General features: G+C 72.6%; 21 protein-coding genes. 10 read left to right on the plus strand and 11 right to left on the minus strand.

Going from position 1 to position 23,732, the window contains the following annotated elements; genetic code table 11:
- Positions 1–604 precede the first annotated feature (604 nt).
- The 7 genes from V5O46_RS03700 to V5O46_RS03730 all read left to right on the plus strand — a co-directional run bounded on the left by V5O46_RS03700 (position 605) and on the right by V5O46_RS03730 (position 10,225).
- Positions 605–1,069, plus strand: coding sequence for a hypothetical protein (locus V5O46_RS03700; protein ID WP_332882932.1), 465 nt, complete (start codon positions 605–607; stop codon positions 1,067–1,069).
- Positions 1,070–1,667: 598 nt separating this feature from the next.
- The gene (locus tag V5O46_RS03705) at positions 1,668–2,645 is read left to right on the plus strand and encodes an alpha/beta hydrolase-fold protein (protein ID WP_332882933.1); all 978 of its coding nucleotides are present in this window, start codon (positions 1,668–1,670) and stop codon (positions 2,643–2,645) included.
- 14 nt (positions 2,646–2,659) lie between these two features.
- On the plus strand, positions 2,660–4,231 hold the full coding sequence (locus tag V5O46_RS03710) for a peptidoglycan DD-metalloendopeptidase family protein (RefSeq protein ID WP_408648876.1): 1,572 nt from the start codon (positions 2,660–2,662) through the stop codon (positions 4,229–4,231).
- A 68-nt stretch (positions 4,232–4,299) separates the two neighbouring features.
- Positions 4,300–5,715: a hypothetical protein gene (locus V5O46_RS03715; RefSeq protein ID WP_332882934.1), complete on the plus strand. Its 1,416-nt coding sequence runs from the start codon at positions 4,300–4,302 to the stop codon at positions 5,713–5,715.
- Between the two features lie 31 nt (positions 5,716–5,746).
- Positions 5,747–7,786, plus strand: a complete 2,040-nt coding sequence (locus V5O46_RS03720) for a family 43 glycosylhydrolase (RefSeq protein ID WP_332882935.1) — start codon at positions 5,747–5,749, stop codon at positions 7,784–7,786.
- A gap of 157 nt (positions 7,787–7,943) precedes the next feature.
- On the plus strand, positions 7,944–8,726 hold the full coding sequence (locus tag V5O46_RS03725) for a serine/threonine protein kinase (RefSeq protein WP_332882936.1): 783 nt from the start codon (positions 7,944–7,946) through the stop codon (positions 8,724–8,726).
- On the plus strand, positions 8,723–10,225 hold the full coding sequence (locus V5O46_RS03730) for a serine/threonine-protein kinase (protein WP_408648878.1): 1,503 nt from the start codon (positions 8,723–8,725) through the stop codon (positions 10,223–10,225). The genes V5O46_RS03725 and V5O46_RS03730 overlap by 4 nt, the downstream gene beginning before the upstream one ends.
- A 31-nt stretch (positions 10,226–10,256) precedes the next feature.
- On the opposite strand, the gene V5O46_RS03735 is transcribed toward V5O46_RS03730, so the two are convergent.
- Positions 10,257–10,658 (minus strand): nuclear transport factor 2 family protein, encoded by a 402-nt coding sequence (locus V5O46_RS03735; RefSeq protein ID WP_332882937.1) that lies wholly within the window; start codon positions 10,656–10,658, stop codon positions 10,257–10,259.
- Positions 10,659–10,799: 141 nt separating this feature from the next.
- Between V5O46_RS03735 and V5O46_RS03740 the strand changes: the two genes are divergently transcribed.
- On the plus strand, positions 10,800–11,387 hold the full coding sequence (locus tag V5O46_RS03740) for a PadR family transcriptional regulator (RefSeq protein WP_332882938.1): 588 nt from the start codon (positions 10,800–10,802) through the stop codon (positions 11,385–11,387).
- Here V5O46_RS03740 and V5O46_RS03745 read toward each other — a convergent pair.
- The 3 genes from V5O46_RS03745 to V5O46_RS03755 are packed head-to-tail and all read right to left on the minus strand — an operon-like array spanning position 11,384 to position 14,087.
- Positions 11,384–12,235, minus strand: a complete 852-nt coding sequence (locus tag V5O46_RS03745) for a metal ABC transporter permease (RefSeq protein WP_332882939.1) — start codon at positions 12,233–12,235, stop codon at positions 11,384–11,386. The genes V5O46_RS03740 and V5O46_RS03745 overlap by 4 nt on opposite strands.
- 16 nt (positions 12,236–12,251) lie before the next feature.
- Complete coding sequence (locus V5O46_RS03750) at positions 12,252–13,109, minus strand: metal ABC transporter ATP-binding protein (RefSeq protein WP_332883201.1); 858 nt, start codon at positions 13,107–13,109, stop codon at positions 12,252–12,254.
- Positions 13,110–13,127: 18 nt separating this feature from the next.
- Complete coding sequence (locus V5O46_RS03755; RefSeq protein WP_332882940.1) at positions 13,128–14,087, minus strand: metal ABC transporter solute-binding protein, Zn/Mn family; 960 nt, start codon at positions 14,085–14,087, stop codon at positions 13,128–13,130.
- Positions 14,088–14,308: 221 nt separating this feature from the next.
- On the opposite strand from V5O46_RS03755, the gene V5O46_RS03760 reads away from it, so the two are divergent.
- Positions 14,309–14,614 carry a DUF1490 family protein gene (locus V5O46_RS03760; protein WP_332882941.1) on the plus strand — a complete coding sequence of 102 codons (306 nt, stop codon included), beginning with the start codon at positions 14,309–14,311 and terminating at the stop codon, positions 14,612–14,614.
- An 82-nt stretch (positions 14,615–14,696) separates the two neighbouring features.
- Positions 14,697–16,931, plus strand: a complete 2,235-nt coding sequence (locus V5O46_RS03765) for a heavy metal translocating P-type ATPase (protein WP_332882942.1) — start codon at positions 14,697–14,699, stop codon at positions 16,929–16,931.
- Positions 16,932–17,054: 123 nt separating this feature from the next.
- Here V5O46_RS03765 and V5O46_RS03770 read toward each other — a convergent pair whose 3' ends face one another.
- The 7 genes from V5O46_RS03770 to V5O46_RS03800 form a co-directional block, all read right to left on the minus strand.
- Positions 17,055–18,068: a pyridoxal-phosphate dependent enzyme gene (locus tag V5O46_RS03770; protein WP_332882943.1), complete on the minus strand. Its 1,014-nt coding sequence runs from the start codon at positions 18,066–18,068 to the stop codon at positions 17,055–17,057.
- Entirely contained in the window at positions 17,989–19,041 is a 1,053-nt protein-coding gene (locus V5O46_RS03775; RefSeq protein ID WP_332882944.1) for a GHMP family kinase ATP-binding protein, read from the minus strand. The genes V5O46_RS03770 and V5O46_RS03775 overlap by 80 nt, the downstream gene beginning before the upstream one ends.
- Complete coding sequence (locus tag V5O46_RS03780) at positions 19,038–19,847, minus strand: Rossmann-like domain-containing protein (RefSeq protein ID WP_332882945.1); 810 nt, start codon at positions 19,845–19,847, stop codon at positions 19,038–19,040. Before V5O46_RS03780 ends, V5O46_RS03775 begins: the two co-directional genes overlap by 4 nt.
- Positions 19,844–20,596 carry a methyltransferase gene (locus tag V5O46_RS03785; protein WP_332882946.1) on the minus strand — a complete coding sequence of 251 codons (753 nt, stop codon included), beginning with the start codon at positions 20,594–20,596 and terminating at the stop codon, positions 19,844–19,846. Before V5O46_RS03785 ends, V5O46_RS03780 begins: the two co-directional genes overlap by 4 nt.
- Before the next feature lie 67 nt (positions 20,597–20,663).
- Positions 20,664–21,449 carry an ABC transporter ATP-binding protein gene (locus tag V5O46_RS03790; RefSeq protein ID WP_332882947.1) on the minus strand — a complete coding sequence of 262 codons (786 nt, stop codon included), beginning with the start codon at positions 21,447–21,449 and terminating at the stop codon, positions 20,664–20,666.
- Complete coding sequence (locus V5O46_RS03795) at positions 21,446–22,615, minus strand: FecCD family ABC transporter permease (protein WP_332882948.1); 1,170 nt, start codon at positions 22,613–22,615, stop codon at positions 21,446–21,448. Before V5O46_RS03795 ends, V5O46_RS03790 begins: the two co-directional genes overlap by 4 nt.
- Positions 22,605–23,630 (minus strand): ABC transporter substrate-binding protein, encoded by a 1,026-nt coding sequence (locus V5O46_RS03800; protein ID WP_332882949.1) that lies wholly within the window; start codon positions 23,628–23,630, stop codon positions 22,605–22,607. Before V5O46_RS03800 ends, V5O46_RS03795 begins: the two co-directional genes overlap by 11 nt.
- Positions 23,631–23,732: the final 102 nt, after the last annotated feature.

Consider the following 23,732-nt stretch of genomic DNA (forward strand, 5'->3'; position numbering starts at 1 on the left):
AGAACGATGACGCATCCTCCGAACCGTGGACGGTCGGCAGTGGGCCGGCGGGCGGCGGCTGCCTGCTGGGGCACGTGCGTTCCTCGCGATCTGAGTGAACGGAGTCGTTGCCCTCTTCGACCGACCCGTGCACTCATGGCCAGTGGGGAGCGCCGCTCAGTTCGACAGGGCGTCGAGGACGATCACGCCGTCGATCTTCCCGAAGCCCCAGGTGCCGAACCGCCCCACAGCAGGACGAGCCGACGTCGCGGGCGAAGCTGAACTTCTACGTGGACCACGGTGACGCAGCGCCCTGATCAGCTCCATTCGACGACACGTTGTCTCGGCGTCCCATCACGTCCCACTTCCGTCTGCAACGGCGCTGGTCAGAAGCTCTGAGTGTCCCGCGGCTTCCCAAGCGCCGATCTGGGACGCCTGGACGCCCATATCGTCAGCGACCGAGAACGAACGCAGTAGAGGCGCCGTTTCTGAGCTTCACCCCGCCCGCTTGGAGGCTGCTTCCCGCGGGGTGGACGTCTACTGCTGAATGTGGTGAGCGACGCCCAGGGCCGTCAAGGCCCCCGCAGAAGCGTGCGCTACGCAAGAAGGTGAAAGAAGGATCAGTATGTCGAGACTGAGTGTTTCCCGTCGTGCTGCCGCTGTGGCTGCGGTGGCCGCCACGGTGCTGTCGGGCATGACCGTGGCCGCTCCCACCGCACAGGCAGCCCCCAGACTCAGCTGGGAAAGTGCAAGCCTGAAGGACAAGGACGATGAGCTCATCAAGATGAAGCACCACCCGGTGCACATCGGGAATGTGTTCTGGTCCGATGACCCTGTCCTTGGCAGCCATCTCGGCGACACGCTGTATATCCGCGACTTCGCCAGCGACGGCTACTCGATCCGCGGTCAGGTGAAGGTAGCCTCCACGAACGAGATCGTCATCGACATCGGCACCGCGGGGAAGAAGGCGCCCGCCAAGGTGCAGAAGACGAAGAACCTCAAGGAAGGAACAAAGGTCAAGGTCCGCGGGTGCGTCATGAAGGCAGGCAAGAGCTACGGGTGCACGTCGTGGTACTCGGCCCGCGCTTGAACGACCGTTCCCCTGGTCCAGGCGGCGGCACTGATACCCGACTGACAGCCCTCCACGCTGGTGGAGGAGCCGCCCCCGACCTGCTCCGGTAACCTGGGGCGTTCATGTGTCCCCTTCGGCCACCGGCGCTGACGGGGACACGTGAGGCTCAGGGACAGGTGCCCGCACTGCTGCGCTCCGGGCGCCCTTGACGGCCGCCGGCCGCCGCGAGGGCGCCCTGATCGCCTCATGAGGCATGAGGCCGCCGTACCGCTGTGCGAATTCTGCGTGGTGGCCACGTTCACGGCATGTCTGGGGTTGTCTGCCGCTGCCGCGGCCCGGCCCACGGCGGAGCGAGCGCCGCAGCGAAGTCGACTCCTCCTGAGGCCAGTTCTGGAGTCCAAGTGATTGTCCGGCGATCCGATCGCCGGCGGGGAGCACCCGAGCAGGCTCTCCGGCAAGCCGTGACGGACCCGTCCGCGCACCTAGCGGATCTGAGCCGCGCCTGTCAGTCCGTAAGGTTCCGGATTCCCGCCCGGGGCGCGTGTCACTACCTTCCCGAACGCCCGTACGTGGCGGCCCGACCAGCCGCCACCACGCGTTCCCACAGGAGGTCACGTTGACCGCGTACCACCCCACCCGCAGGAGCATCCTCAAGACCGCCGGGGGGCTCACCGCCGCGACGGCCCTGGGCGCCGGAGGCGTACTCGCCGCCGCACCGACGGCCGCGGCGGTCGGCGACGGCTTCGGCCTGCACATCGTGGACCGCAACGAGAGCGACCACCGCATGTGGTACTACCGGTTCCGGACCGACGCCATCGGCTGGGACCCCGGCGTCAACGTCCTGCTCCCCGACGACTACCACCACAGCGGGCGCCGGTACCCCGTCCTCTACCTGCTGCACGGCGGGCTGGAGGACTTCATCACCTTCGACGCCCATCACAACATCCGCGGCCTGACCGCCGGGAAGGGGCTCATCGTCGTGATGCCCGACGGCGGACCCGCGGGCTGGTACTCCAACCCGGTCACCACCAACGTCGGCCCCCGCAACTGGGAGCACTTCCACATGGCACAGCTGCTGCCGTGGGTCGAGGCGAACTTCCGCACCTATGCCGAGTACGACGGCCGTGCCGTCTCCGGGTTCTCCATGGGAGGCTTCGGTGCGCTGAAGTACACGGCCAAGTACTACGGCCACTTCGCCTCGGTCAGCGCCCACTCCGGCCCGGCCAGCCTGCGCGGAAGCGGCGGCGCGGTGACCCACTGGGCCAACCTGTCCTCCGCCGCGGTGGAACTGGGCGGCGGCACCGTCTACGGCGTGCCGTGGGACGAGGCCCGGGTCACCGCCGACAACCCGGTCCAGCGCATCGAGAGCTACCGGCACAAGCGGATCTTCCTGGTCGCCGGCACCACCCCCGAGGACATCCAGGGGTACGCCAACGAGATCGTGGTGCTCGAGACGCAGCGGGAGTTCCGCTCCCACCTCGACCGAGCGGGAATCCCGCACGAGTCGCACGAGGTGGGCGGCGGCCACCACGTCCGCCCCCATCTGCTGGAGCGGGACATCAACGGCGTCATCGCGCGCCTCCGCAAGGCGTGACGGGGGGACGTCCCGTGCTGCCCGGTCTTCCCCTGAGTCTGTCCCGGCATCTGTCCCGGCGCGTGCTGGGCACCGCTGTCGCGGCGATCGTCGCCCTGGTGGCAGGGCTTGTGGTGGCGGCTCCTGCAGGCGCGCAGGTACCCGCCAAGGCACCCGCCCAGGCACCCTCCCCGGCCGCCGGGTATGCCGCCGCGTGCCCGACGGCCGGTGAGGTGACGCAGTACTACAGCGACGCGCACAACGGCGTCGACATCGCCAGCGACTACGGCACCCCGATCTACGCGGTCGGCGACGGCGAAGTGGTCATCTCGGGCCATGAACCCGGCTACGGCCAGTGGATCCGCATCCTGCATCCCGACGGGACGATCACCGAGTACGGCCACATGTACCAGCGGGACGTGGCCGTGGGCGATCGCGTCGTGGCCGGTCAGCAGATCGCGCTGATGGGCAGCGAGGGCCAGTCCACCGGCCCCCACCTCCACCTGCGGGTCTGGGGCGACCCCGGCGCCAGTGTGCGCACCGACCCCATCCCCTACCTGGCCGCCCGCGGCGTCACCCTGCCCTGCACGCCCGGCGGTGGCCCCCGCCCGACACCCCTGGTGTATCCGGCGGAGTCGGGGCGGGTGGTGTCGGCGCGGTCGGCGGACGGGCGCCTGGAGGTGTTCGCGGCCGGTTCGGACGGCATCCACCACGCCTGGCAGACCAGCGCGAACGGCGCCTGGTCGGAATGGGAGTCCCTCGGCGGACCCGCCGACGCCCAACTCGCCATCGGACCCAACGCCGACGGCCGACTGGAACTCTTCGCCCTCAACGGCAACACCTTCCAGCACCGCTACCAACTCCAGCCCTCCGGCGGCTGGTCCACCTGGGAGAACTTCGGCGGCGGCGGACACGACATCGCCGCCGGCACCAACGCCGACGGCCGCCTCGAAGTCTTCGCATCCGGACCCGCAGGCGTCTTCCACAAATACCAGACCACCGCCAACGGCACCTGGTCCGACTGGGAACCCACCGGCGGCGGACCCGCCGACAGCCGCATCGAGATGGAGAAATCACCCGACGGACGACTCGAGGTCTTCGCCCTCAACGGCAACACCTTCCAGCACCAGTACCAGACCACCACCAACGGCACCTGGTCCGCATGGGAGGACTTCGGCGGCGGCGGACACGACCTGACCCTCGACCACAACCAGGACGGCCGCCTCGAGGTCTTCGCCTCCGGACCCGCAGGCGTCTTCCACAAATACCAGACCAACCCCACCAGCTGGTCCGCATGGGAACCCACCGGCGGACCCGCCGACTCCCAACTGACCAGCGAACGCTCACCCGACGGCCGGGTCGAGGTCTTCGCCATCAACGGCAGCGTCGCCCAGCACATCTGGCAGACCGGCGTCAACGCACCCTACGGCCAGTGGACCGAATTCGGCACCGGCGGCACCGAGATCACCGCCACCACCAACGCCGACGGCCGCATCGAAGTCTTCGGCACCAGCCACACCGGCGTCCACCACAAATGGCAGACCGGAGCATCCACCTGGTCCGACTGGACCTGGCTGAACAACACCGCCGGACCCGCCGTCGACTGAAAGTGAGTGAGCAGGTGAGCAGGGACAAGCGACGCTCGCGAAGAGCGCCCCATCGCGCCGTCCTGTCGGTGCTGGCTTCCTTGTGCATAGCGGCGGGCGTCCTCGTCGGCGCCTCGCCAGCACACGCCGCCCCGAGCGATCTGTGTGCGGAGGTCGGCTACAACGCGGGCTTCCGCGGGGACTCCCTGGTGACGGCGGTCGCGGTCGCCCTCGCCGAGTCCAGCTGCAATCCTTCGGCGTCCAACACCTACAACAACACTCCCCCGTCCACCGACCGGGGTCTGTGGCAGATCAACGACCACTGGCACTCGGAGGTCTCCGACTCCTGTGCCTACGATGCCCAGTGCAACGCGAACGAGGCCTTCCGCATCTCGTCCGGGGGTACGGACTGGCAGCCCTGGTCCACCTACAACCAGGGCCTGCACCACCGGCACCTGGACGAGGCCCGCGCCGCGGTGGAGCGCCTCGGGCACCCCGGACCGGGCCCCGCCCCGCTGACGTATCCGGCGGAGTCGGGGCGGGTGGTGTCGGCGCGGTCGGCGGACGGGCGCCTGGAGGTGTTCGCGGCCGGTTCGGACGGCATCCACCACGCCTGGCAGACCAGCGCGAACGGCGCCTGGTCGGAATGGGAGTCCCTCGGCGGACCCGCCGACGCCCAACTCGCCATCGGACCCAACGCCGACGGCCGACTGGAACTCTTCGCCCTCAACGGCAACACCTTCCAGCACCGCTACCAACTCCAGCCCTCCGGCGGCTGGTCCACCTGGGAGAACTTCGGCGGCGGCGGACACGACATCGCCGCCGGCACCAACGCCGACGGCCGCCTCGAAGTCTTCGCATCCGGACCCGCAGGCGTCTTCCACAAATACCAGACCACCGCCAACGGCACCTGGTCCGACTGGGAACCCACCGGCGGCGGACCCGCCGACAGCCGCATCGAGATGGAGAAATCACCCGACGGACGACTCGAGGTCTTCGCCCTCAACGGCAACACCTTCCAGCACCAGTACCAGACCACCACCAACGGCACCTGGTCCGCATGGGAGGACTTCGGCGGCGGCGGACACGACCTGACCCTCGACCACAACCAGGACGGCCGCCTCGAGGTCTTCGCCTCCGGACCCGCAGGCGTCTTCCACAAATACCAGACCAACCCCACCAGCTGGTCCGCATGGGAACCCACCGGCGGACCCGCCGACTCCCAACTGACCAGCGAACGCTCACCCGACGGCCGGGTCGAGGTCTTCGCCATCAACGGCAGCGTCGCCCAGCACATCTGGCAGACCGGCGTCAACGCACCCTACGGCCAGTGGACCGAATTCGGCACCGGCGGCACCGAGATCACCGCCACCACCAACGCCGACGGCCGCATCGAAGTCTTCGGCACCAGCCACACCGGCGTCCACCACAAATGGCAGACCGGGTTCTCCAGCTGGTCCGAGTGGGGCTGGCTGAACAGCACATCCGGGCCCGCCGTCGACTGACCCCCACGGGGGGTTCCTCTGGAGTGGATCCATGCATCCGATCAGCAGGCGGCGCCTGCTGGGGGCGGCCGGAGCGGGAGCCCTCGCGCTCCCGCTCGCGGGCCGTCCCGCGTCCGCCGCGTCCGCCGCCTCGGCCGGAGCCGCCGCCTCCCACCAGTGGCTCGGCGCAGGCCCGTTCACCCACGTCCACGACCCGTCCACGGACGGCCGCCGCCGCTATCTCAACGACCACACCCTGATCCGGGCGGGCGGACGCTGGCACCTGTTCAGCATCGTCGGCGACAGCGCACCACCCGGTGAGGCCCCGGACAGCGCCGCCGAGATCTCCTTCGCCCACGCCTCCGCACCCGACCCGTACGGTCCGTGGACCAGCCATCCGGACGCACTGACCGTCGCCCCCGGCTACCACGGGGAGGAACACCTCTGGGCCCCGCACGTCATCGAGGCCGACGGCAGTTACTGGATGTTCTATGCCGCGGGCGGACGCACCGGTGCGGCCATCAACGCCGCGACCTCCACCGACCTCTTCACCTGGACCCGCGTTCCCTCCGGACCGCTCTTCCGCGGGGTCGCCGCGCGTGATCCGATGGTCCTGCGGATCGGCACGGAGTGGGTCATGTACTACACCGAGGTCTCCGCCGACGACGGCCGGCACCTGGTCTGTCTGCGACGCTCCGCCGACCTCCGGCACTGGAGCGAGCCCGGCATCGCGTTCGCCGACGCGTCGACGGAAGCGACCGGCGTGTCGGTCACCGAGTCGCCGTTCGTGGTCGAACGGGACGGCTGGTACTACCTGTTCATCGGGCCACGCGGCGGCTACGACGGCACCGACGTCCTGGCCTCGCGCGATCCCTTCCGCTTCTCCCTCGACGGTTATGCGGGCCATGTCCCCGGCCATGCCGTCGAACCGGTCAGCGACGGACGGACGTGGTACGCGAGCGCGGCGGGCTGGTTCCGGCGAGGCCTGTATCTGGCCCCGCTGCAGTGGCGGACCACCCCGCCCCCGTGGCAGAGCCCGGACAACCCGGTCGCCGGCCTCGACGTCCTCGGCCGGCTGACCGTGTTCGCCCTCGACGCGCGCGACCGTTCCGTGCTGCGGCGCGTCCAGCTCGGCCCGGAGACGGACACCTGGTCGGAGTGGGAGGTGTTCGGCGGCCCGGCGGGGGCGGTGCCCACCCTCGGCCGCAACACCAACGGCCGACTGGAGGTGTTCTCGCTCGCGCCCGGGGGCACCGCGCTGTACCACAGGGCGCAGCGGCCGGACGGCGACTGGCACGACTGGGAGGAGTTCGGCGGCCCGGCCGGCGCCGCTCCCGCCGTCGTCCGCGATGCCACCGGCCGGCTGGAGGTCTTCGCGCTCGCCCCCGGGGGCAGCGGTATAGCCCGGCGGCGGCAGTGGTCGCCCGGCGCGCCGGCCTGGGACCCTTGGGAGGCCGAGTTCGGCGGTCCGGCGGGAGCGCCGCCGGCCGCCGCGGTCAATGCCGACGGACGTCTGGAGGTGTTCGCCCTCTCCCCCGGCGGCGCGGGGATCTTCCACCGCTGGCAGGAGGTACCGGGCGGCGGCTGGTCGGCATGGAGCCGCTTCGGTACGGCGGCCGGCAGCGCGCCCCGCGTGGCCCGCGACGGCAGCGGCAGGCTCACCGTCGCCGCCATCGGCCCGTCCGGACTGGGGAGTTTCCACCGGCGCCAGTCCGTGCCCAGCGGGGGCTGGGACGACTGGCAGCCCTTGTTCGGCTGGTCGGCCGCGGCCCCGCTGCTCGTCGCCGGCGCCGACGGCCGGCTCGAGGCGTTCGCCTTGTCCCCGGGCGGCGAACGGCCGTCCCACCGCCGCCAGTTCGTACCCGGCGGCGGCTGGTCGCCGGAGGAGGACTTCGGCGAGCCCGGTGCCGTGCTGGAGGCCACTCCCTCGGCCGCGGCCGACGCCACCGGGCGGGTCCGCGTCTTCGCGGTCACCGCGGACGGCCGGGTCCGGACCCGCGTCCGGGAGCGGCCCAGCGGCGGCTGGCAACCCTGGTCCGCGTTCGGCGACCGCGCGGTCGCCCCCGTCCGGGCCGGCTCTCCCGCACCCTGACCGTCCCCCTCGACCGTCCTCGGCCCGACCGGAACGGCCGCGTCCCGGCGGCCGGGGTGCGGGCCGCCGAAGTGGCCGATGCCATACGGTGGATATCCGTGTGCAGGCGGTAACGTTCCGGGTGTCGGGGTGATCGGCGTGCGGAACGGGGGAGCGGGTGAGCGGGATCGTCGTCCACGTGCCGGAGGGGACCGGCGGCGACGCGGTGACCCTGCGGCTGGGGCCCGGGGAGCATGTGCGGTTCGGCCGGGGCTCGTCGAGCACGCCGGTCGACCTGCGCCTCGCCGACGAGGCGGTGTCACGCCTGGCCGGGGAGATCCGCGCGACCGACGACCACTGGCAGCTGAGCAACCTGAGCGCCACCCACGGCTATCTCGTGGAGAACCCGGAAGGGGCGGGCGAGTACCTGCGGGTTCCGCCGCGCCGCGTCGGCGCGCCCATCCCGTTCGAGTTCGCCCGCGTGGTGCTGCCCACCCGCGGTGACGCCCCGGTCTGCCTCCAGGTGTTCGCGCCCGACCACGTCTATCTGGACCCGCACGCCCTGGGCGGGTCGTGGGAGAGCCGCACGCTCACCGCGTACTCGCTGGACGAGACCGCCACCTACTTCCTCGTGCTCGTCGCGCTCTGCGAGCCGTGGCTGCGCGACCGTTCGCCCGCCGCGGTGCCGACCACGCCCCAGGTCGTCGAACGGCTCCGGGGCCATGCGGCCTGCGCCAGGCTGACGTCCCGCGCGGTCAGTTCGCACCTGGACTACCTCGCCGACGAGAAGCTCAGGATCGCCGCGCCCGCCCCGGACCCGGCGGGCCGGGCGGACCGCAGGAACGGCAAACGCGAAGCCGTCGTCGGTCTCGCCCTGAAGTTCGGCATCGTCCGGGAGGAACACCTCGCGCTGTTACCGCCGCGCGCCGAGTCCGGCGGGCGCGCGGGCGCCAGGGCGTGACGCGGGTGCACGAGCGGGCCGTCTCCCGGGGCGGCGGCCGGACGGAGACCCTGCCCCGGGGTCACCGGATCGGCGGCTGGATCGTCGGTGAACAGATCGGTGCCGGAGGCTGGTCGACCGTCTACGCCGCACGGCGGGCGGACCGGCCGGGCGCAGCCTCGGCAGGCGCCGTGACCGCGGCCGCGGTGGGAGCCCCCGACCGCGAAGCGGCCGGAGAGGCGCCCGGGGAGGTCGCCCTCAAGGTCATGCCGACCGCCGGACTCGCGCCCCGTCAGGCCCGTGCCGTCGCCGAAGCCGCCCGCCACGAGGTCGAACTCGCCCGCAGGGCACCGCACCCCCGGCTGGTCCGGCTGCTCGACTCCGTCGTCCTCAGCACCCCGGACCGGCCGTCCCTGGACGGCGCGATCGTCCTCGTCATGGAGCGGGCCGCGGGCAGCCTGCGCGATCTGCTCGACACCGGGATCACCGAGGCCGAGGGCCACCGGATCGTCGCCGGTGTCTGCGAGGGCCTGGCCCATCTGCACCGCAGCGGCTGGGTGCACACGGACCTCAAACCGGAGAACATCCTCATCGGACAGGACGGCGAGGTGCGCCTGTCCGACTTCGGTCTCGCCATCGAGCTGAGCGGCACCCACGGCTACGCGGCGCCGATGGGCACCCTGGACTACCTCCCGCCCGAGCGGTGGAAGGAGCCGCTGGGCGAGCGTGGCGTCCGCGTGCGGCCCACGACGGACATCTGGGCCCTCGGGATCGTGATCCACGAGGTCTTCGCGGCCGGCGTCGCCCCGTTCCCCGGCGCCACACCGGCCGCGCGCGGTGCCGCCGTGCAGGAGTACGCCGGGGGGCGCGCGTCGCTACGGATGGATCACGCCGTCCCGGAGTTCTGGCGGGCCCTCGTGGCGGACTGTCTCGCCCCCACCCACGCCGCCCGGGCCCCGCACACGGCCGTGAGCCTGCTCCGGCGGATCTCCGCGCACGAGGCCGCGGGTCCCGGACCCGCCCGCCGCACTCGGCAACCGGGGCCGCGGCGCCGTACCGCCCTCGTCGCCCTGGCCGGATGCGCGGTGGCCGGGAGCGCGGTGGCTGCGGGTGCCGCGCTGGGGTCGTACGGGGGTGCGGGCGGGGCGGGCGAAGAGGCCGCCCGGATCCGGGTGTTCAACGCCGAGCTGGGCTGCCGGGACCGCCAGGGCCGTGAACTGAGGTGCAGTCTCGGCCTGGCGATCGACCCGCTGCTGCCGTACACCGCCGAGAACGTCGTGGCGACCCGGGTGTGGCACGGCGACACCCTCGACGCCCTGTGCCGGCTGCCCGACGGCCAGCTGATCACCGACGAGGCGGATGTGCGGTCCACCGTCTGGTTCCGGGTCCGGGTCCCCGGCGCGGACGCACCGGCCACCGCCTGGCTGCCCGCCGTCCGCACCGAGGACCGCCCGGACCTCCCCCGCTGCACCCTGCCCGCGGGAAGCACGGACGCCTCACCCGCCGAGGGCTCCCGGTAGCCGTGGCCCGACGCGGCGATCACCGGGGTGCTCAGACACCCGAGGCCTCTCCGGCCTCGCGGGCGATCCGGTCGAACTGTGCGCCCATGGCCTCGGACAGCGCCTTGGCGGCGGAGAGCGGGCGGACCATGACGGTGAAGTCGTCGATCTTCCCCTCCTCGTCGAAGTGGAGGAAGTCGCAGCCCTGGATCTGCTTGCCGGCGACGGTGGCGGTGAACACGAGGGCGTGGTCGCGGCCGCCCGCGTCGGCGATCTCGCGGACGTAGGTGAAGTCCTCGAAGACCCGCATCACTCCGCGCAGGATCGCGGCGGTGATGGCCTTGCCGGGGTACGGCTTGAAGGCCACGGGGCTGGTGAACACGACGTCCTCGGCGAGCAGCGCCTCGACGGCGGCGGCGTCGCGGTTCTCGACGGCCGTACGGAACGGATGCATGGTCCCGGTCACTCCCTCTCTTATGCAAAAAGTTGAATAAGTGCAGTGGAGAGTACGCGTCGACCGACACCGTCCGCCAGGTCTCGGGCACGGTGACATAGGCAACTTGTTCACTGATCAGGAGGGTGCCAAGGTGGAGCGATGAGCCTCCGCCACGCCGTCATGGCCGCCCTCCTGGAAGGCGAGGCGTCCGGCTACGACCTCGCCAAGGGCTTCGACGCCTCGGTGGCCAACTTCTGGACGGCCACGCCCCAGCAGCTCTACCGGGAGCTGGACCGCATGGAGCGGGAGGGCCTGGTCCGGGCACGTGTGGTCCGCCAGGAGCGGAGGCCCGACAAGCGCCTCTTCGATCTCACCGACGCCGGGTACGAGGCGGTGCGCACGCACCTCTCCGAGCCGATCGGCCGGCCCCCGGCGATCCGGGACGGTCTGCTGGTCAAGGTGCAGTGCTGCGACGTCGGCGATCTGACCGCCGTCCGGGCGGACATCTCCGACCGGATGGAGTGGGCCCGGGAAAAGCTCGCCCGCTACGCACGCCTGCGTGAGCGGCTGCTCCGAGGGCGCACCGAAGGCGAGTACCTGGCCGGCGCCGACCGGGTCGGCCCCTACCTCACACTGCTGCGGGGCATCGCCTTCGAGGAGGAGAACATCCGCTGGGGCGAGACGGCACTGCGCGTCCTGGCGGCGCGCACCACGGCCGTGGCACCCTCCTCCGCGCCGGAACCCTAGGCGACGCGCCTGCGGCGGGCGGTCGCCGCCCGGCAGACGACGTAGATCGTGAACGAGATGGTGGTGACGTAGGGGCTGATGGGGACGCTGCTGCCCAGCGCGAGCAGGATCCCGCCCTCGATGGAGATCATCGCGAAGGCGACGCTGAGCAGGGGCAGCAGCAGCGGTGAGGCCGTGATCCGGGCCGCGGCCGCCGCCGGGGTGACGAGCAGGGTGAGCACCAGCAACGCTCCGACGATCTGCACGGCCAGGGCGACCGCCAGCCCCAGCACGATCATGAACGCGAAGGACAGTGCGCGTACCGGCACCCCCCGCGCCTCGGCCACGTCCGGGTCGGCGCTGGCGAAGACGAGCGGCCGCCAGATGAGCGACAGCGCGGCCAGCGTCACGGCGGACGTGCCGAGCAGCCAGGACGTCTGCGGCGTGTCGACGGCGACGATCTGCCCGGTGAGCAGGCCGAACTTGTTCGCCGCCCGCCCCTCGTACAGGGCCAGGAAGAGCACGCCGAGGCCCAGCCCGAAGGGCATGATGGTGCCGATCACCGCGTTGCGGTCCCGGGCGCGGGAGCCGAACAGACCGATCGCGCCGGCCGCGATCAGGGATCCGACGATCGAGCCCGCCACGATGTTCACGCCCAGCAGCAGGGCGGCCGAGGCTCCGGCGAAGGACAGCTCGCTGGTCCCGTGCACCGCGAACGGCAGGTCTCGCATCATCACGAAGACCCCGACCAGGCCGCCGACCAGGCCCAGCGCGGCGCCGGCGACGAGGGAGTTGCGCACCAGTGCGAGCAGTTCCCCGTAGTTGTCGAAGTTGAAGATCTCCTGCCAGATCCCGTCGGCGAGCATCATGGCCGCACCCGTGTCGTCATGGCGGTGCTCCCGGCGGCGGTTCGGCGTGGTGCGGCGGCGCCTCCGGCACGTCGGGGGCGCCCACGACGGTGGTCCGGCCCCGGACGCGGACCACGTCGACCTGTGTGCCGTACAGCTGCGAGAGCGCCTCGGAGGTCAGGACGTCGTCGGGGGTGCCGACGCGGTGGCCGCCGCGGGCGAGGTACAGCACCCGGTCCGCGATGCCGAGCAGCGGGTCGATCTCGTGGGTCACGAACACCACCGCGGTGCCGTGCGAGCGGCACCGGTCGGCGACGAGTTCCGTCACGGCCCGCTGGTGGTGCGGGTCGAGGGAGAGCAGCGGCTCGTCGCACAGCAGGATCCGCGGGTCGGTGACGAGCGCCTGGGCGATGCGCACGCGCTGCCGCTCGCCTCCGGAGAGCAGACCGACGGGGACGTCCGCGTACGGGGCGGCTCCCACGGACCGCAGGGCCCGGTCCGTGCGTCGGCGAACCGCGCGCGTGCACGGCCGGGGACCGTAGGCGTGGCCGTCGATGCCGAACCGGACCAGGTCCCGGGCGCGCAGCAGCGCGTGTTCGGAGAGCGCAGCGTGCTGCGGTACGTAGCCGATGTGGCGGCTGCCGCCGCGGGGCGGGCGTCCCAGGACCGTCAGGGTGCCGGCGGAGAGGCGGCGCCGGCCCAGGAGTGCGTGGACGAGGCTGGTCTTTCCGGACCCGTTCGGTCCGAGCACCGCGAGGAACTCACCGGGCCGGACGTCGAGGTCCAGGCCCTGCCAGAGCACCCGCTCGCCGTAGGCCAGGGCGGCCCCCCGCAGGCTGATCGCCGCGGTGCCTGCGCCGCGGTGTGCGGTGCTGCGGGGGCGGGCGTGCGGCAGGGAGGCCACGGGGCCGCCTCACCTGTCCAACGCGCCCGCGAGCGCGTCGACGTTGGCGTTCATCCAGCCCAGGTAGTCCTCGCCGTCGGGCAGGGTCTCGGTCACGGGGACGACCGGGACTCCCGCGTCCCGGGCCGCCTGCTCGACCCGCTCGGTCTGCGGTCCGGTGGTCTGCTCGTTGTAGACCAGCACCTCGACCCTGTCGTCGGGGTCCCCGGTGAACAGGTCCAGGGTTTCCTGCAGGACCGCCGGGGAGACGTCGTGCCCCTCCTCGACGGCCTCGCTGAACTCGTCCGGCGTCCTGTCGACCAGGCCGCACGCCTCGGTCAGGTACAGCGGAACAGGCTCGGTGACCGCCACCGGCTCACCGCCGTGGTCCGCGTCCACCCCGGCCTCCTTCTCCTCCAGCGACCGGAGTCCGGCCTTGAAGTCCTCGGCGTTCCTGGTGAACGTGTCCGCGTCGGACGGGGCGATGCTGCCGAGGGCGGCCGCGATGCGCTCGGCGACCCTGCCCATCGTGGGGAAGTCGTACCAGACGTGCTCGTTGAGCTCCCCGTCCGGCGGAGCGGTCTTCCCGGAGACCTCGACCGCGTCGACGACCTCGGCGGACGTGTTGTCGCTGGTCCGCAGCATCCGGTCGATGAACTCGTCGTAGCCGCCGCCGTTCTGGACGACGACCTCGGCCTCGGACAGGGCCAACTGGTCCCGGGTACTGGCCTCGTACGAGTGCGGATCCTGGTCGGGGCTGGTGATGATCGACGTCACCTCCACCTCGCCGCCGCCGATCTGCTCGACCACGTCCCCGTAGACGCTCGTCGACGCGACCACCGGGATGGCGGACGAGGAGACCGGGCTCTGCGAGGCCTGGGTGGCGCTGCCGCTGCCGCCGTCCGGACCGGACGCGTTGCCGCAGCCCGCGAGGAGGATCAGGGACGCGACGGGGGTGACGGACAGGAGCCGCCATGAGGGCACATGCATCGATCTCTCCGCGAAGAAGCGCTGACGAGGTGATGGCGAGGCGATTCATGACTTTTGTTCGCTTTGATGCTGTTATTCCACGCTAGACGGAAACGAGTGTCAGGACCATCTCTTCCGCAGGCGCAGCCTCATCGGTACGGCTGGTGCGCAACGTCCGCCGAGGGACGACAATGGACGTACCGCGTCGAAGACGGCTGCCCGCTCCGCGGAAGGAGACGGCGATGCATCCCGCCGCTGTCGCAGGTGCGGTCGTGGGCCGCATCACGCACTACGCGCTGTCCGGAACCGCCGGTGTCCTCGTGCTGCGGGGCGCCGCCAAGGCCGCCCCCCGGGCGAAACCCGCGGCCCGCAGGCTGATGGTCGACGGCATCGCCGGCGGCATCACGGCGGGGCGCCGGCTCGGGGAGGCCGCCGAGGAGGCCCGGCTGAAGGCCGGGGACCTGCTGGCGGAGGCCCGGGAACAGCTGGGCGAGGAGGCGGCACCGCCGTCGGCGGTCGGTGTCGAGGGCCACGACCACGACCACTGAGCCACGACACACCAGCACTGCACGAGCAGTGCGCGTGCGCTGAACCGCGAGCACTGCACGTGCCCGGAGAGAGGCAGCGGCCATGCCCGGCAGCACGCCCGCACCCGGCGGCGCTCCCCCGGCCGGAACCGGCCCCGCCGTGGTGGTGCGGTCCGCCGCAGCGGGCCGGGTACGCCTGACGGTCCCCTGGCTGCGGGCCCGGCCCGGCTGTGCCGGGATCGTCGACGAACGGTTCGCCGGTCTGCCCGGCTTCCGGGCACTGCGCGTCTTCCCGCGCACCGGTGCCGTGATCGTCTGGGTGCGGCCCGACCTGGTGGACGTGGACCGGCTGATCGCCGCCCTGGACGAGGCGCCGCCGGCCGGGGTGCCCTCGAGGACCAGCAGGTCCGTGCCCGACTCCTCGACGGGGGAGGTCGCCCGGCTGGTGGTCGGCGGTGCGGTGCTCGCCCTGGTGGGTGTGCGGCGGCTACTGGGTCGGCCGCCGTGGGCCCCGGCGGGCTCGGCGGGCTTCCTCGGCGCGGTCACCGTCTTCACCGGGCTGCCGTTCTTCCGGGGCGCCGCCCGCACCCTCGGCGGCAGACGCCACGCGGGCACCGATCTGCTGGTGACCACGGCGACCGTGATCTCGCTGGTGCTGCGCGAGAACGTGGTCGCGCTGATGGTGCTGTGGCTGCTCAACATCGGTGAGTTCCTGCAGGCCATGACCCTGCGGCGGACCCGGCGCGCCATCGAGGAACTGCTCTCCATCGGTGAGGAACGCGTCTGGCTGGTACGCGACGGCGTGGAGGTGGACGTCGATCTCGCGGAGGTCGGGACCGGGGACGTGGTCGCGGTCTACGAGCACCACCGCATCCCCGTCGACGGTGTCGCCACCTCCGGCGAGGCGCTGGTGGACCAGGCGGCGATCACCGGCGAGGCGCTGCCGGTGTACATGCGCGAGGGCAGCGAGGTGTACGCGGGCACCCTGGTCTCCACCGGCTCCCTGACCGTGCGGGCCGGCTCCGTCGGACAGGACACGGTCGTCGGGCGGATCATCACCCGGGTCGAGGAGGCGCAGGCCGACCGGGCCCCGATCCAGACCGTCGCCGCCGCCTTCACCCGCCGCTTCGTCCCGGTCTCCTTCGCCCTGGCCGGGGTCACCTACCTGCTGACCCGGGACGCGCGGCGGGCGATGACCATGCTGCTGATCGCCTGCCCCTGCGCCGCGGGCCTGGCCACCCCGACCGCGATCAGCGCGGCCATCGGCAACGGAGCGCGCAGGGGCACCCTGATCAAGGGAGGCACCCATCTGGAGGGGGTGGGGCGGGTCACCGCCGTCGTCTTCGACAAGACCGGCACCCTCACGCTCGGCCGCCCCCTGGTCACCAGTGTGGTCACGCTCGACCCGGCGGTCACCGCCGACGAGGTGATGAGCCTCGCCGCCTCGGGCGAGCTGCACGCCCGCCATCCGCTGGCCGAGGCGATCGTCCGGCGTACCGAGGAGCAGCATCTGCACATCCCGATCCACCAGGCCTGCGAGGTGGTCCTGGGGATGGGGGTGCGTGCCGAACTCGACGGCAGCCGCCTGCTGGTGGGCAGCCCCGCCCTGCTGCGGCGGCACGGCCTGGAGCTGTCCGGGGTGGCCCGGGAGTGGACCAGCCGGCTGCGCGCCGGCGGCGAGACCGTCATCTGCCTCGCCCACGACGAGAAGCTGATCGGCATGCTGGGCCTGTCCGACGCGGTGCGCGGCGGCGCGGACACCGTCGTCCGGCAGCTCACGGATCTCGGGGTGACCCGGATCGTCCTGCTGACCGGCGACGCGCCCGAGACCGCGCAGGCCGTGGCCGACGCGCTCGGCATCACGGAAGTGCATGCCCACGCGCTGCCCGAGGTCAAGCTCCAGCTGATCCGCGACCTCCAGGCCGACGGGCACAGCGTGGCCATGGTCGGCGACGGCACCAACGACGCCCCCGCGCTGGCGCTCGCCGACGTCGGCATCGTCATGGGCTCCCACTCCTCCCATGTCGCGCTGGAGACGGCCGACATCGCCCTGGCGGGGAACGACCTGCGGCAGGTCGCCGCCGTGGTGGAACTCAGCCGGCACACGCTGCGCGTGGTGCGCCAGAACTACACCCTGGCCATCGGGGTGAACCTCGTCGGCGTGGTCGCGGGCGCCGGCGGCTCCATCAACCCGGTGCTGGCCGCGCTGCTGCACAACACCAGCAGCATCGCCGTGGTCGCGAACTCCGCGCGGCTGGTGGGGCACACCCCGCATCTGCCGAGCGGCGCCGCCGGGCGGCTGCGTGCCGCGCCGCTGGAGGAGCGGCGGGTGTCCTGAAGCAGACCGGGCGGAGTCCGCTGCCGCTCGGCAGCGCTCCGCAGGGGCACGGGGAACTGCGCGACCAGCCACGGCGGCACCGCAGACGAGCGACGGCACAGGGCGGCACTTCCAGCGGAGCGCCTAGGCGGCGACCGCCGCCCGGGGTGCCGGCGCACCGTTCCAGTCCATGCGCGACCAGGGCAGGGCGAGTTCCTCCAGCGCCGAGACGGGGCGCGGGGCGAGGTCCTCGACGCGGGCCGCCTCCCGGTGGCGGGCGAAGACGGTGTCGACGTACCGGTGCCCGGTGTCTGCGGCGATGAACACCACCGTCCGCCCCGGGTCGTTGCGGTGTTCCCAGCGGGCGGCGAGGTAGCCGGCACCGGTGGACAGCCCGGCGAAGACGGCGTGCCGGCGCAGCAGGTCGACGCTGCCGGCGAGGGCGGCGTCGAAGGCGAGCCAGTGGACGGTGTCGTAGAGGCCGTGGCGGACGTTGCCGAAGGGGATGGAGCTGCCGATGCCGGCGATGATGATCTCCGGGTCGGCGACGTGCTCGCTGCCGAAGGTGACGCTGCCGTACGGCTGCACGCCGACGAGCCGCACCTCGAGCGAGCGGGCGCGGAGGTGGTGGGCGAGGGCGCCGGTGGAGGCGCCGGAGCCGACGCCGCCGACGAGGGTCAGGGCGCCGGCGCCGGTCTCCCGGTGCAGGCGGTCGGCCACGGCCTGGTAGCCGAGGTAGTGGATGTCGTCGTGGTACTGGCGCATCCAGTGGTAGTCGGGGTGGTCGGCCAGGATCTCGCGGATGCGGGCGACCCGGCGCTTCTGGTCGAGCTTGAGGTCGGTGCAGGGCTCCATCTGCTCCAGGTGCGCGCCGAGGACGGCGAGCTGGGTGCGCAGGGTGTGGTCGACGGTGGTGGAGCCGACGATGTGGCAGCGCAGCCCGTAGCGGTGGCAGGCCAGGGCGAGGGCGTAGGCGTAGATGCCGCTGGAGCTGTCGATGAGGGTGTCGCCGCGCCGTACGGCTCCGGTGTCGAGCAGACGGCGGACGGCTGCCAGGGCGGAGACGACCTTCATGGTCTCAAAGCGAAGGCAGACGAGTCCGTCGTCGAGACGTATCAGGTCCGGTCGGCCGATGGCCTCCGAGATGTGTTCGTCCATGGGACGCGTCCTCCGTGGTGGGGGTCGGGCGGGTGGTGAAAGTGCGGGTGGGGGTGATGCCCTCGCCGGCCAGGGCGCGGGTGCAGGCGTGCAGCCTGCGGTTCAGGCCCGGCGTCGCGGGGTCGAAGAGGATCCCGGCGACGTTGCCGCTGTGGGCGATCTGCACGCCGGTGGCCCCCACCCGGTCGGCGATGGCGGTGAGGCCGGTGAACTCCTCGTGCCGCAGTGTGTGTTGGCTCAGGCGCGCGCTGGCCGTGGCGACCTGCCCGAGCAGGGCGGGGTCGGAGTCGGCGACGGCCCGGCGGAGCATGCGCCGCAGATGCTCGTAGGTGGCCAGGTCGTGCGCGCCGCAGGCGCGGGCGGGCAGGGACAGGGTGTCGACCGGGGTGCCGCCGCCCAGGGAGCAGCCCACCACGACGGCGGGCGGCAGGGCGGCGCCGAGGACTTCGAGTACGCGTCCCTCCCGGTGTGCGAAGAGCAGTGCGCCCGAGTCGAGCATCAGCGGGTCGGAGGCCTGCTCGGCCCGTACCGCCAGCCGGGCGACCGTCTCCGGCGGCAGCCGCAGCCCGTAGGAGTCGGCGACGGCCCGCACGGTGGCGATGACGTCGCTGGTGGAGGATCCCATGCCCAGCCCGACGGGGATGTCCCCGCTGAGCCGGAGCTCGCCGCCGCACGGTTCCTCGTGGCGGCGCGCGGCGCATTCGCGTACGGCGAGGACGGCGGCGCGCGCCGCCTTCGAGCGCCCGGCCGGGGTCACCGCCACCTGGTCGGGCGGGGTGTCCGGCAGGAGCCGGAAGGCGGCGCGGGTGCCCGGCCCGGTCATCGGCAGGGTGACGAGACCATGGCAGGGGCGGCGCCGCTCGTCGAGGAAGACGCCCTGGAGGATCTCGCCGTGATGGCAGGCCGCGTGCCCGGTGCCGGCCCGGTCACGCGGCCGGGCACCGGGGGCGACCGGCCCGGCGGAGCGGGTCATGAGCCGCCCGCCGCCCGGTAGCGGTACAGGGCGGTGGGTTCGGCGCTGAACTGGGAGAAGGGGAAGGGCTCCGCGGACAGGGCGGTCACCCCCGAGCCGAGGAAGGCCCGGGCCACCGCGCTGCCGCTCTGCGCGTAGACGACCAGGGGGACGTCCCGCTCGCGGCAGCGTTCCAGGATGGTGTCGAAGCTGCCGTTGCCGAGGGTCATGCCGGTGGCGACGACGGCGTCCGCAGTGTCCAGGACCTCGTGCATGTCGTCGGTGACCGCATCGCCCCACTGGGTGGTGCGCAGGTTGAAGTCGCAGGGCAGGGGCACTCCGCCGCGGTCCCGGATCGCGGCGACGAGCGGGTTGACCACACCGATCAGCCCGACCTTCGCCCCGTCCGGGAGGTCCAGCAGCCCGGCGATGGCCGCGTCCCGGGCCGTCGCCCGCGTCTCGGGGGTCCCGGCGGGCAGGGTGACGGGTTCGGCCCCGGGCGTGTCCCGGTGCGGCCGCACGGCGGCGAGGTAGGCGTCGAGGGCGGCGATCCGCAGCGGCCGGGGCGCGTCGCGCAGCAGGGTGTCGAGCGGGCTGCCGGAGGCGTCGCGGCATATCGCCGGTTCGATCTCGCCCGCCTCGAAGGCGCAGCCGCCGAAGGAGCCGCCGAGCCGGACGAGGACGTACTGGTTGAGGTAGGTGGTGTCGCCGCCGGCCAGCCGGGTGCCGTGGTGGATCCAGAACACGCTGGTGGCCACCAGGTCGGCGGGGCGCGGTCCGTGCTCCCCGGCCAGGACGCCGGTGAGGAGCTCGTCGGTGTTCTTCATGCGCGGCCTCCGTAGGGGGTGCGGTGCTGGGTGATGCGGAACAGGAAGGTCAGTACGCCGTCCCGCCAGTCGTGGAGATGGCCGATCTCGACGTGGAAGCCCTGGTCCAGGGCGGCTTGGACGACGGCGCGCAGGTCGGCGGTGTTGGAGACGACGAGATGGATCTCGCCGCCGGGGGCGAGCAGCTCCCTCTCCGCGGTCTGGGCGAAGAACCTGGCCGGCAGGGACGTGCCCACGCAGACGTTGCGGACGACGTCGGGGTCGTCGCTGACGGTCCGGCTGACGGCGGGCGGATTGAAGGTGATGACGTCCAGCCGGACGTCGCCGGGCAGGGCGTCGAAGACGTCGCTGACGACGGGGTGCAACGTGGTCCCCGGGCGTGTGCCGACGATGCGCTCGTAGTGGCGGGCGGTGGTGGCCACGCTCTCCGGGTGGATGTCGATCGCGTAGATCTCCCGGGCGCCGCGGACGGCCGCGGCCACCGCCTCGACGCCGAGGCCGGCGCCCATGGCGGCGTAGCGCCGGCCGCGCACCTCGATGCGGTCGTCGAGCAGCCGCTCGTGGATCAGGCGGCTGGTCCAGCCGGGGGTGAAGACGCCGGGCGGGACCTCGAAGGTCCAGCCGTTCCACTCGTAGGCGCGGGTGGTGTGGAGGTCGCCCTTGGGCTGGTTGAGGGCGATGATCCGCTCGGCGGGCAGCGGTGGCGGAAGCTGCTCCAGCAGGGCGGAGCCGGTCGCGGTCGGGTCCACATGGGCTCCTGGGGATTGTCGTGACGGGAGTTCAGGGAAAGGTGAACGGGAGAGGGGTGAGGTGGCGTCAGAGCGGCGCCCCTACGGGTGCGGCCGTGCCGCGGTAGGAGACCGCGAGGTTGCCCAGGCCGTCCCGGCCGACCTCGGCGTCGACCCCGAAGACCTCGGCGAGCCGGGCCGGGGTCAGGACGTCCGCGGGCGGGCCGGCGGCGACCAGGCGGCCCTGGTGCATCAGCAGGAGCCGGTCGCAGTAGCGGGCGGCCAGGGAGAGGTCGTGCAGGGCGACCAGTACCGTCTGCTCGGTGCCGGCCAGCAGCTCCATCAGTTCCAGCTGGTGCTTGATGTCGAGGTGGTTGGTCGGCTCGTCGAGCAGGATGCACCACGGTCGCTGGGCCAGTGCGCGGGCGATGTGGGCGCGCTGGCGTTCGCCTCCGGAGAGCGACTTCCAGTGGCGGTCGGCGAGTCCGGTCAGCCCGAGGCGGTCGAGGGCGGCGACGACGACCGCGCGGTCGGTGGCGTCGGGGCCGCGCCAGCGGTCGCGGAACGGGGTGCGGCCGAGGCCGACGACGTCGGCGACCCGCAGGTCGGTGTCGGTGTCGGCGGCCTGCTCGACGAAGGCGACGTGCCGGGCGACACGCCGGACGCCCCAGTCGGCGATCGGCTCGCCGTCGTAGCGCACGGTACCCGCCGTGGGCGGCCGCAGCCCGGCGAGGCAGCGCAGCAGGGAGGACTTGCCGGAGCCGTTGGGGCCGATCAGCCCGGCCGTCTCCCCCGGCGCGACCTCCAGGGTGACGTCGTCGACGATCGCCCGGCCGGACGCCGACCAGGTCAGCCGTTCGGCGCCGATTCTCACAGCTCACCTCGCTTGCGCAGCACCAGCAGGAACAGGGGGACGCCGAGCAGGGCGGTGAACACGCCCACCGGCACCTCCTGGGGGGCGAAGGCCACCCGGGCCAGCGCGTCCGTCCACACCAGGAACACCGCCCCGACGACGGCGGAGAAGGGCAGCAGCGAGCGGTGCAGCGGGCCGACGACGAACCGCACTCCGTGGGGCACGATCAGCCCGACGAAGCCGATGGCCCCGACGGAGGCGACCGCGACCGCGGTCAGTACCGCGGTCACCAGCAGCAGCACCCGGCGCACGGCCCGGACGTCGACGCCGAGCGACGAGGCCGTGTCGCTACCGAAGGCGAACGCGTCGAGGGCGCCGGCGTGCAGCCGGAAGAGCACCAGCCCCACCGCGCAGGCCACCGCGCACAGGACCACCGAGTCCCAGCGCGTCGACGCCATGGAGCCGAGCAGCCAGTGGGTGATCGCACGAGTGGACTCGGCGTCCCCGGAAGCGGTCAGGATCAGCGCGGTAAGCGCCGCGAACAGCTCGGCCACCACCACGCCCGTCAGCACGATCCGGGCGGAGTCGAGCCCCGTCCTGCGCAGCAGGAGCAGCAGGGTGCCGAAGGAGAGCAGGGCGCCCGCGAACGCCCCGCCGGTCACCCCGAACGCGCCCGCCCCCGCACCGAGCACGACCACGCACACGGCGCCGGTCGACGCCCCGGAGGAGATGCCCAGCAGATAGGGCTCGGCGAGCGGATTGCGGGTGACCGCCTGCAGCACCGCGCCACAGGCCGCGAGCGTGGCGCCGACCAGTGCCGCCATCAGCACACGCGGGACCCGCAGGTCCCAGATCAGCGAGTCGGCCAGCGGCGGCAGCGGCTCCACGTCGAGCCCGAGCCGGGGGCCCAGCACCCGGCCGAGGTCCGCGTATCCGACGTCGGCCGCGCCGATCCGCACCGACACCGCCACCGACCCGGCCAGCAGCAGCACGCCGAGGAGGAGCAGCACGGCCCGGGAGGCGGTCGACGGGCCGGAACCGGGAGGAACCCGGGTCGCCGGTGCCGGCGGCCCGGCGGGCTCCGGTGCCGGCGGCCCGGCGGGCTCCGGTGCCGGCGGTCCGGTCGGCACCGGAGCCGCCGGGTGCAGCAGGTCCGACGGGCCCGGGGCACCGGACCTAGCGGACATGCCCGAGGTCCTTCATTCCCGCGATGAGCAGGCCGAGGGTGTGCGTGGTGCGCACCGACGGGTCCATCTCGATCCCGGGCACCTCGATGATCCGGTTCTTCTCGACGGCGGTCAGCCTGGACACCACCGGGTCCTCACGCATCGTCGTGAGCTTCTCCTCGGCGCTGTCCCCGGGCTTGCCGCGCTCGGAGAGGTCGCCGACCACGATGAAGTCCGGGTCGCGGTCGGCGATCTGCTCCCAGGAGACCTCCGGCCACTCCTCGTCGACGTCGTCGAAGGCGTTCTTCGCGCCCACGAGCCTGCTCATCTCGCTGGGCAGGCCGCCCTTCCCGGCGACGTAGGGCTTGTTGTCGTAGATCGAGTACAGCCAGACGACGGTCGGTTCGCCCGTGACCTTCTCCGCGGTCCCGGCCGCCTCTTCCACCACGGCACGCTGTTCGTCGACGAGTTCGGCCGCACGGTCCTCGACGCCGAAGACGGTGCCGTAGTTGCGGTAGTCGTCGAAGAGGAGGTCGAAGGGGGTCTTGTCCGGGTCACCGTGCTCGGGGCAGTCCACCGCGCTGACGTAGGTGGGCAGGTCCAGTTCGGCGAGTTCCTCGCGGGTGCCGACCCGGTCCTTGGAGTAGTGGTCCTCGAAGGAGCCCACGACCAGGTCGGGGGTGGCCGCGCGCAGTTGTTCGCCGGTGAGGATGTCGGGGCTGAGCACCGGCACCCGGGCGTAGGCGTCCTGGTACTCCTCGGCGACCTTGGTCTTCAGATAGGCCGTCCCGGCCATGCGGTCCGCCAGGCCGAGCTCCAGCAGTGTCTCGGTGGCGGACTGGTCCAGGGTGACGGCACGCTCCGGCGGTGCGTCGAAGGAGAGTTCGCGGCCGCAGCTGGTCACGGTCGCGGCCGAGGCGGCCGCGTTTCCGCCGGAGCCTCCGGAGCCTCCGGAGCCGTTCTCCGACGAGGAGCAGCCGACAGCGGTGAGCGCGAGGGCGGCCAGGGCGACGCCGAGGCGTGCGGGGTGGTGCATGGATCCTCCGGTGGATGGAGCAGGACGGGAGACGACGTGTCCGGCCGTGCCGACGGCAGCAGGCGGGCCGGCCGACGAACACCTTAACGGTAATGATTATCA

It is taken from the genome of Streptomyces poriticola, from assembly GCF_036689765.1.
In the GTDB taxonomy this organism is placed as follows: Bacteria; Actinomycetota; Actinomycetes; order Streptomycetales; family Streptomycetaceae; genus Streptomyces; species Streptomyces poriticola.

Bases quoted from the DNA above. Each gene is read 5' to 3' on its own strand.
- V5O46_RS03745 (WP_332882939.1), bottom strand. From the start codon at position 12,235: ATGATGCTCGCCGACGGGATCTGGCAGGAGATCTTCAACTTCGACAAC.
- V5O46_RS03770 (WP_332882943.1), bottom strand. From the start codon at position 18,068: ATGGACGAACACATCTCGGAGGCCATCGGCCGACCGGACCTGATACGT.
- V5O46_RS03735 (WP_332882937.1), bottom strand. From the start codon at position 10,658: ATGCATCCGTTCCGTACGGCCGTCGAGAACCGCGACGCCGCCGCCGTC.
- V5O46_RS03720 (WP_332882935.1), top strand. From the start codon at position 5,747: ATGCATCCGATCAGCAGGCGGCGCCTGCTGGGGGCGGCCGGAGCGGGA.
- V5O46_RS03780 (WP_332882945.1), bottom strand. From the start codon at position 19,847: ATGAAGAACACCGACGAGCTCCTCACCGGCGTCCTGGCCGGGGAGCAC.
- V5O46_RS03795 (WP_332882948.1), bottom strand. From the start codon at position 22,615: ATGTCCGCTAGGTCCGGTGCCCCGGGCCCGTCGGACCTGCTGCACCCG.
- V5O46_RS03700 (WP_332882932.1), top strand. From the start codon at position 605: ATGTCGAGACTGAGTGTTTCCCGTCGTGCTGCCGCTGTGGCTGCGGTG.
- V5O46_RS03755 (WP_332882940.1), bottom strand. From the start codon at position 14,087: ATGCATGTGCCCTCATGGCGGCTCCTGTCCGTCACCCCCGTCGCGTCC.
- V5O46_RS03740 (WP_332882938.1), top strand. From the start codon at position 10,800: ATGAGCCTCCGCCACGCCGTCATGGCCGCCCTCCTGGAAGGCGAGGCG.
- V5O46_RS03765 (WP_332882942.1), top strand. From the start codon at position 14,697: ATGCCCGGCAGCACGCCCGCACCCGGCGGCGCTCCCCCGGCCGGAACC.
- V5O46_RS03775 (WP_332882944.1), bottom strand. From the start codon at position 19,041: ATGACCCGCTCCGCCGGGCCGGTCGCCCCCGGTGCCCGGCCGCGTGAC.
- V5O46_RS03760 (WP_332882941.1), top strand. From the start codon at position 14,309: ATGCATCCCGCCGCTGTCGCAGGTGCGGTCGTGGGCCGCATCACGCAC.
- V5O46_RS03800 (WP_332882949.1), bottom strand. From the start codon at position 23,630: ATGCACCACCCCGCACGCCTCGGCGTCGCCCTGGCCGCCCTCGCGCTC.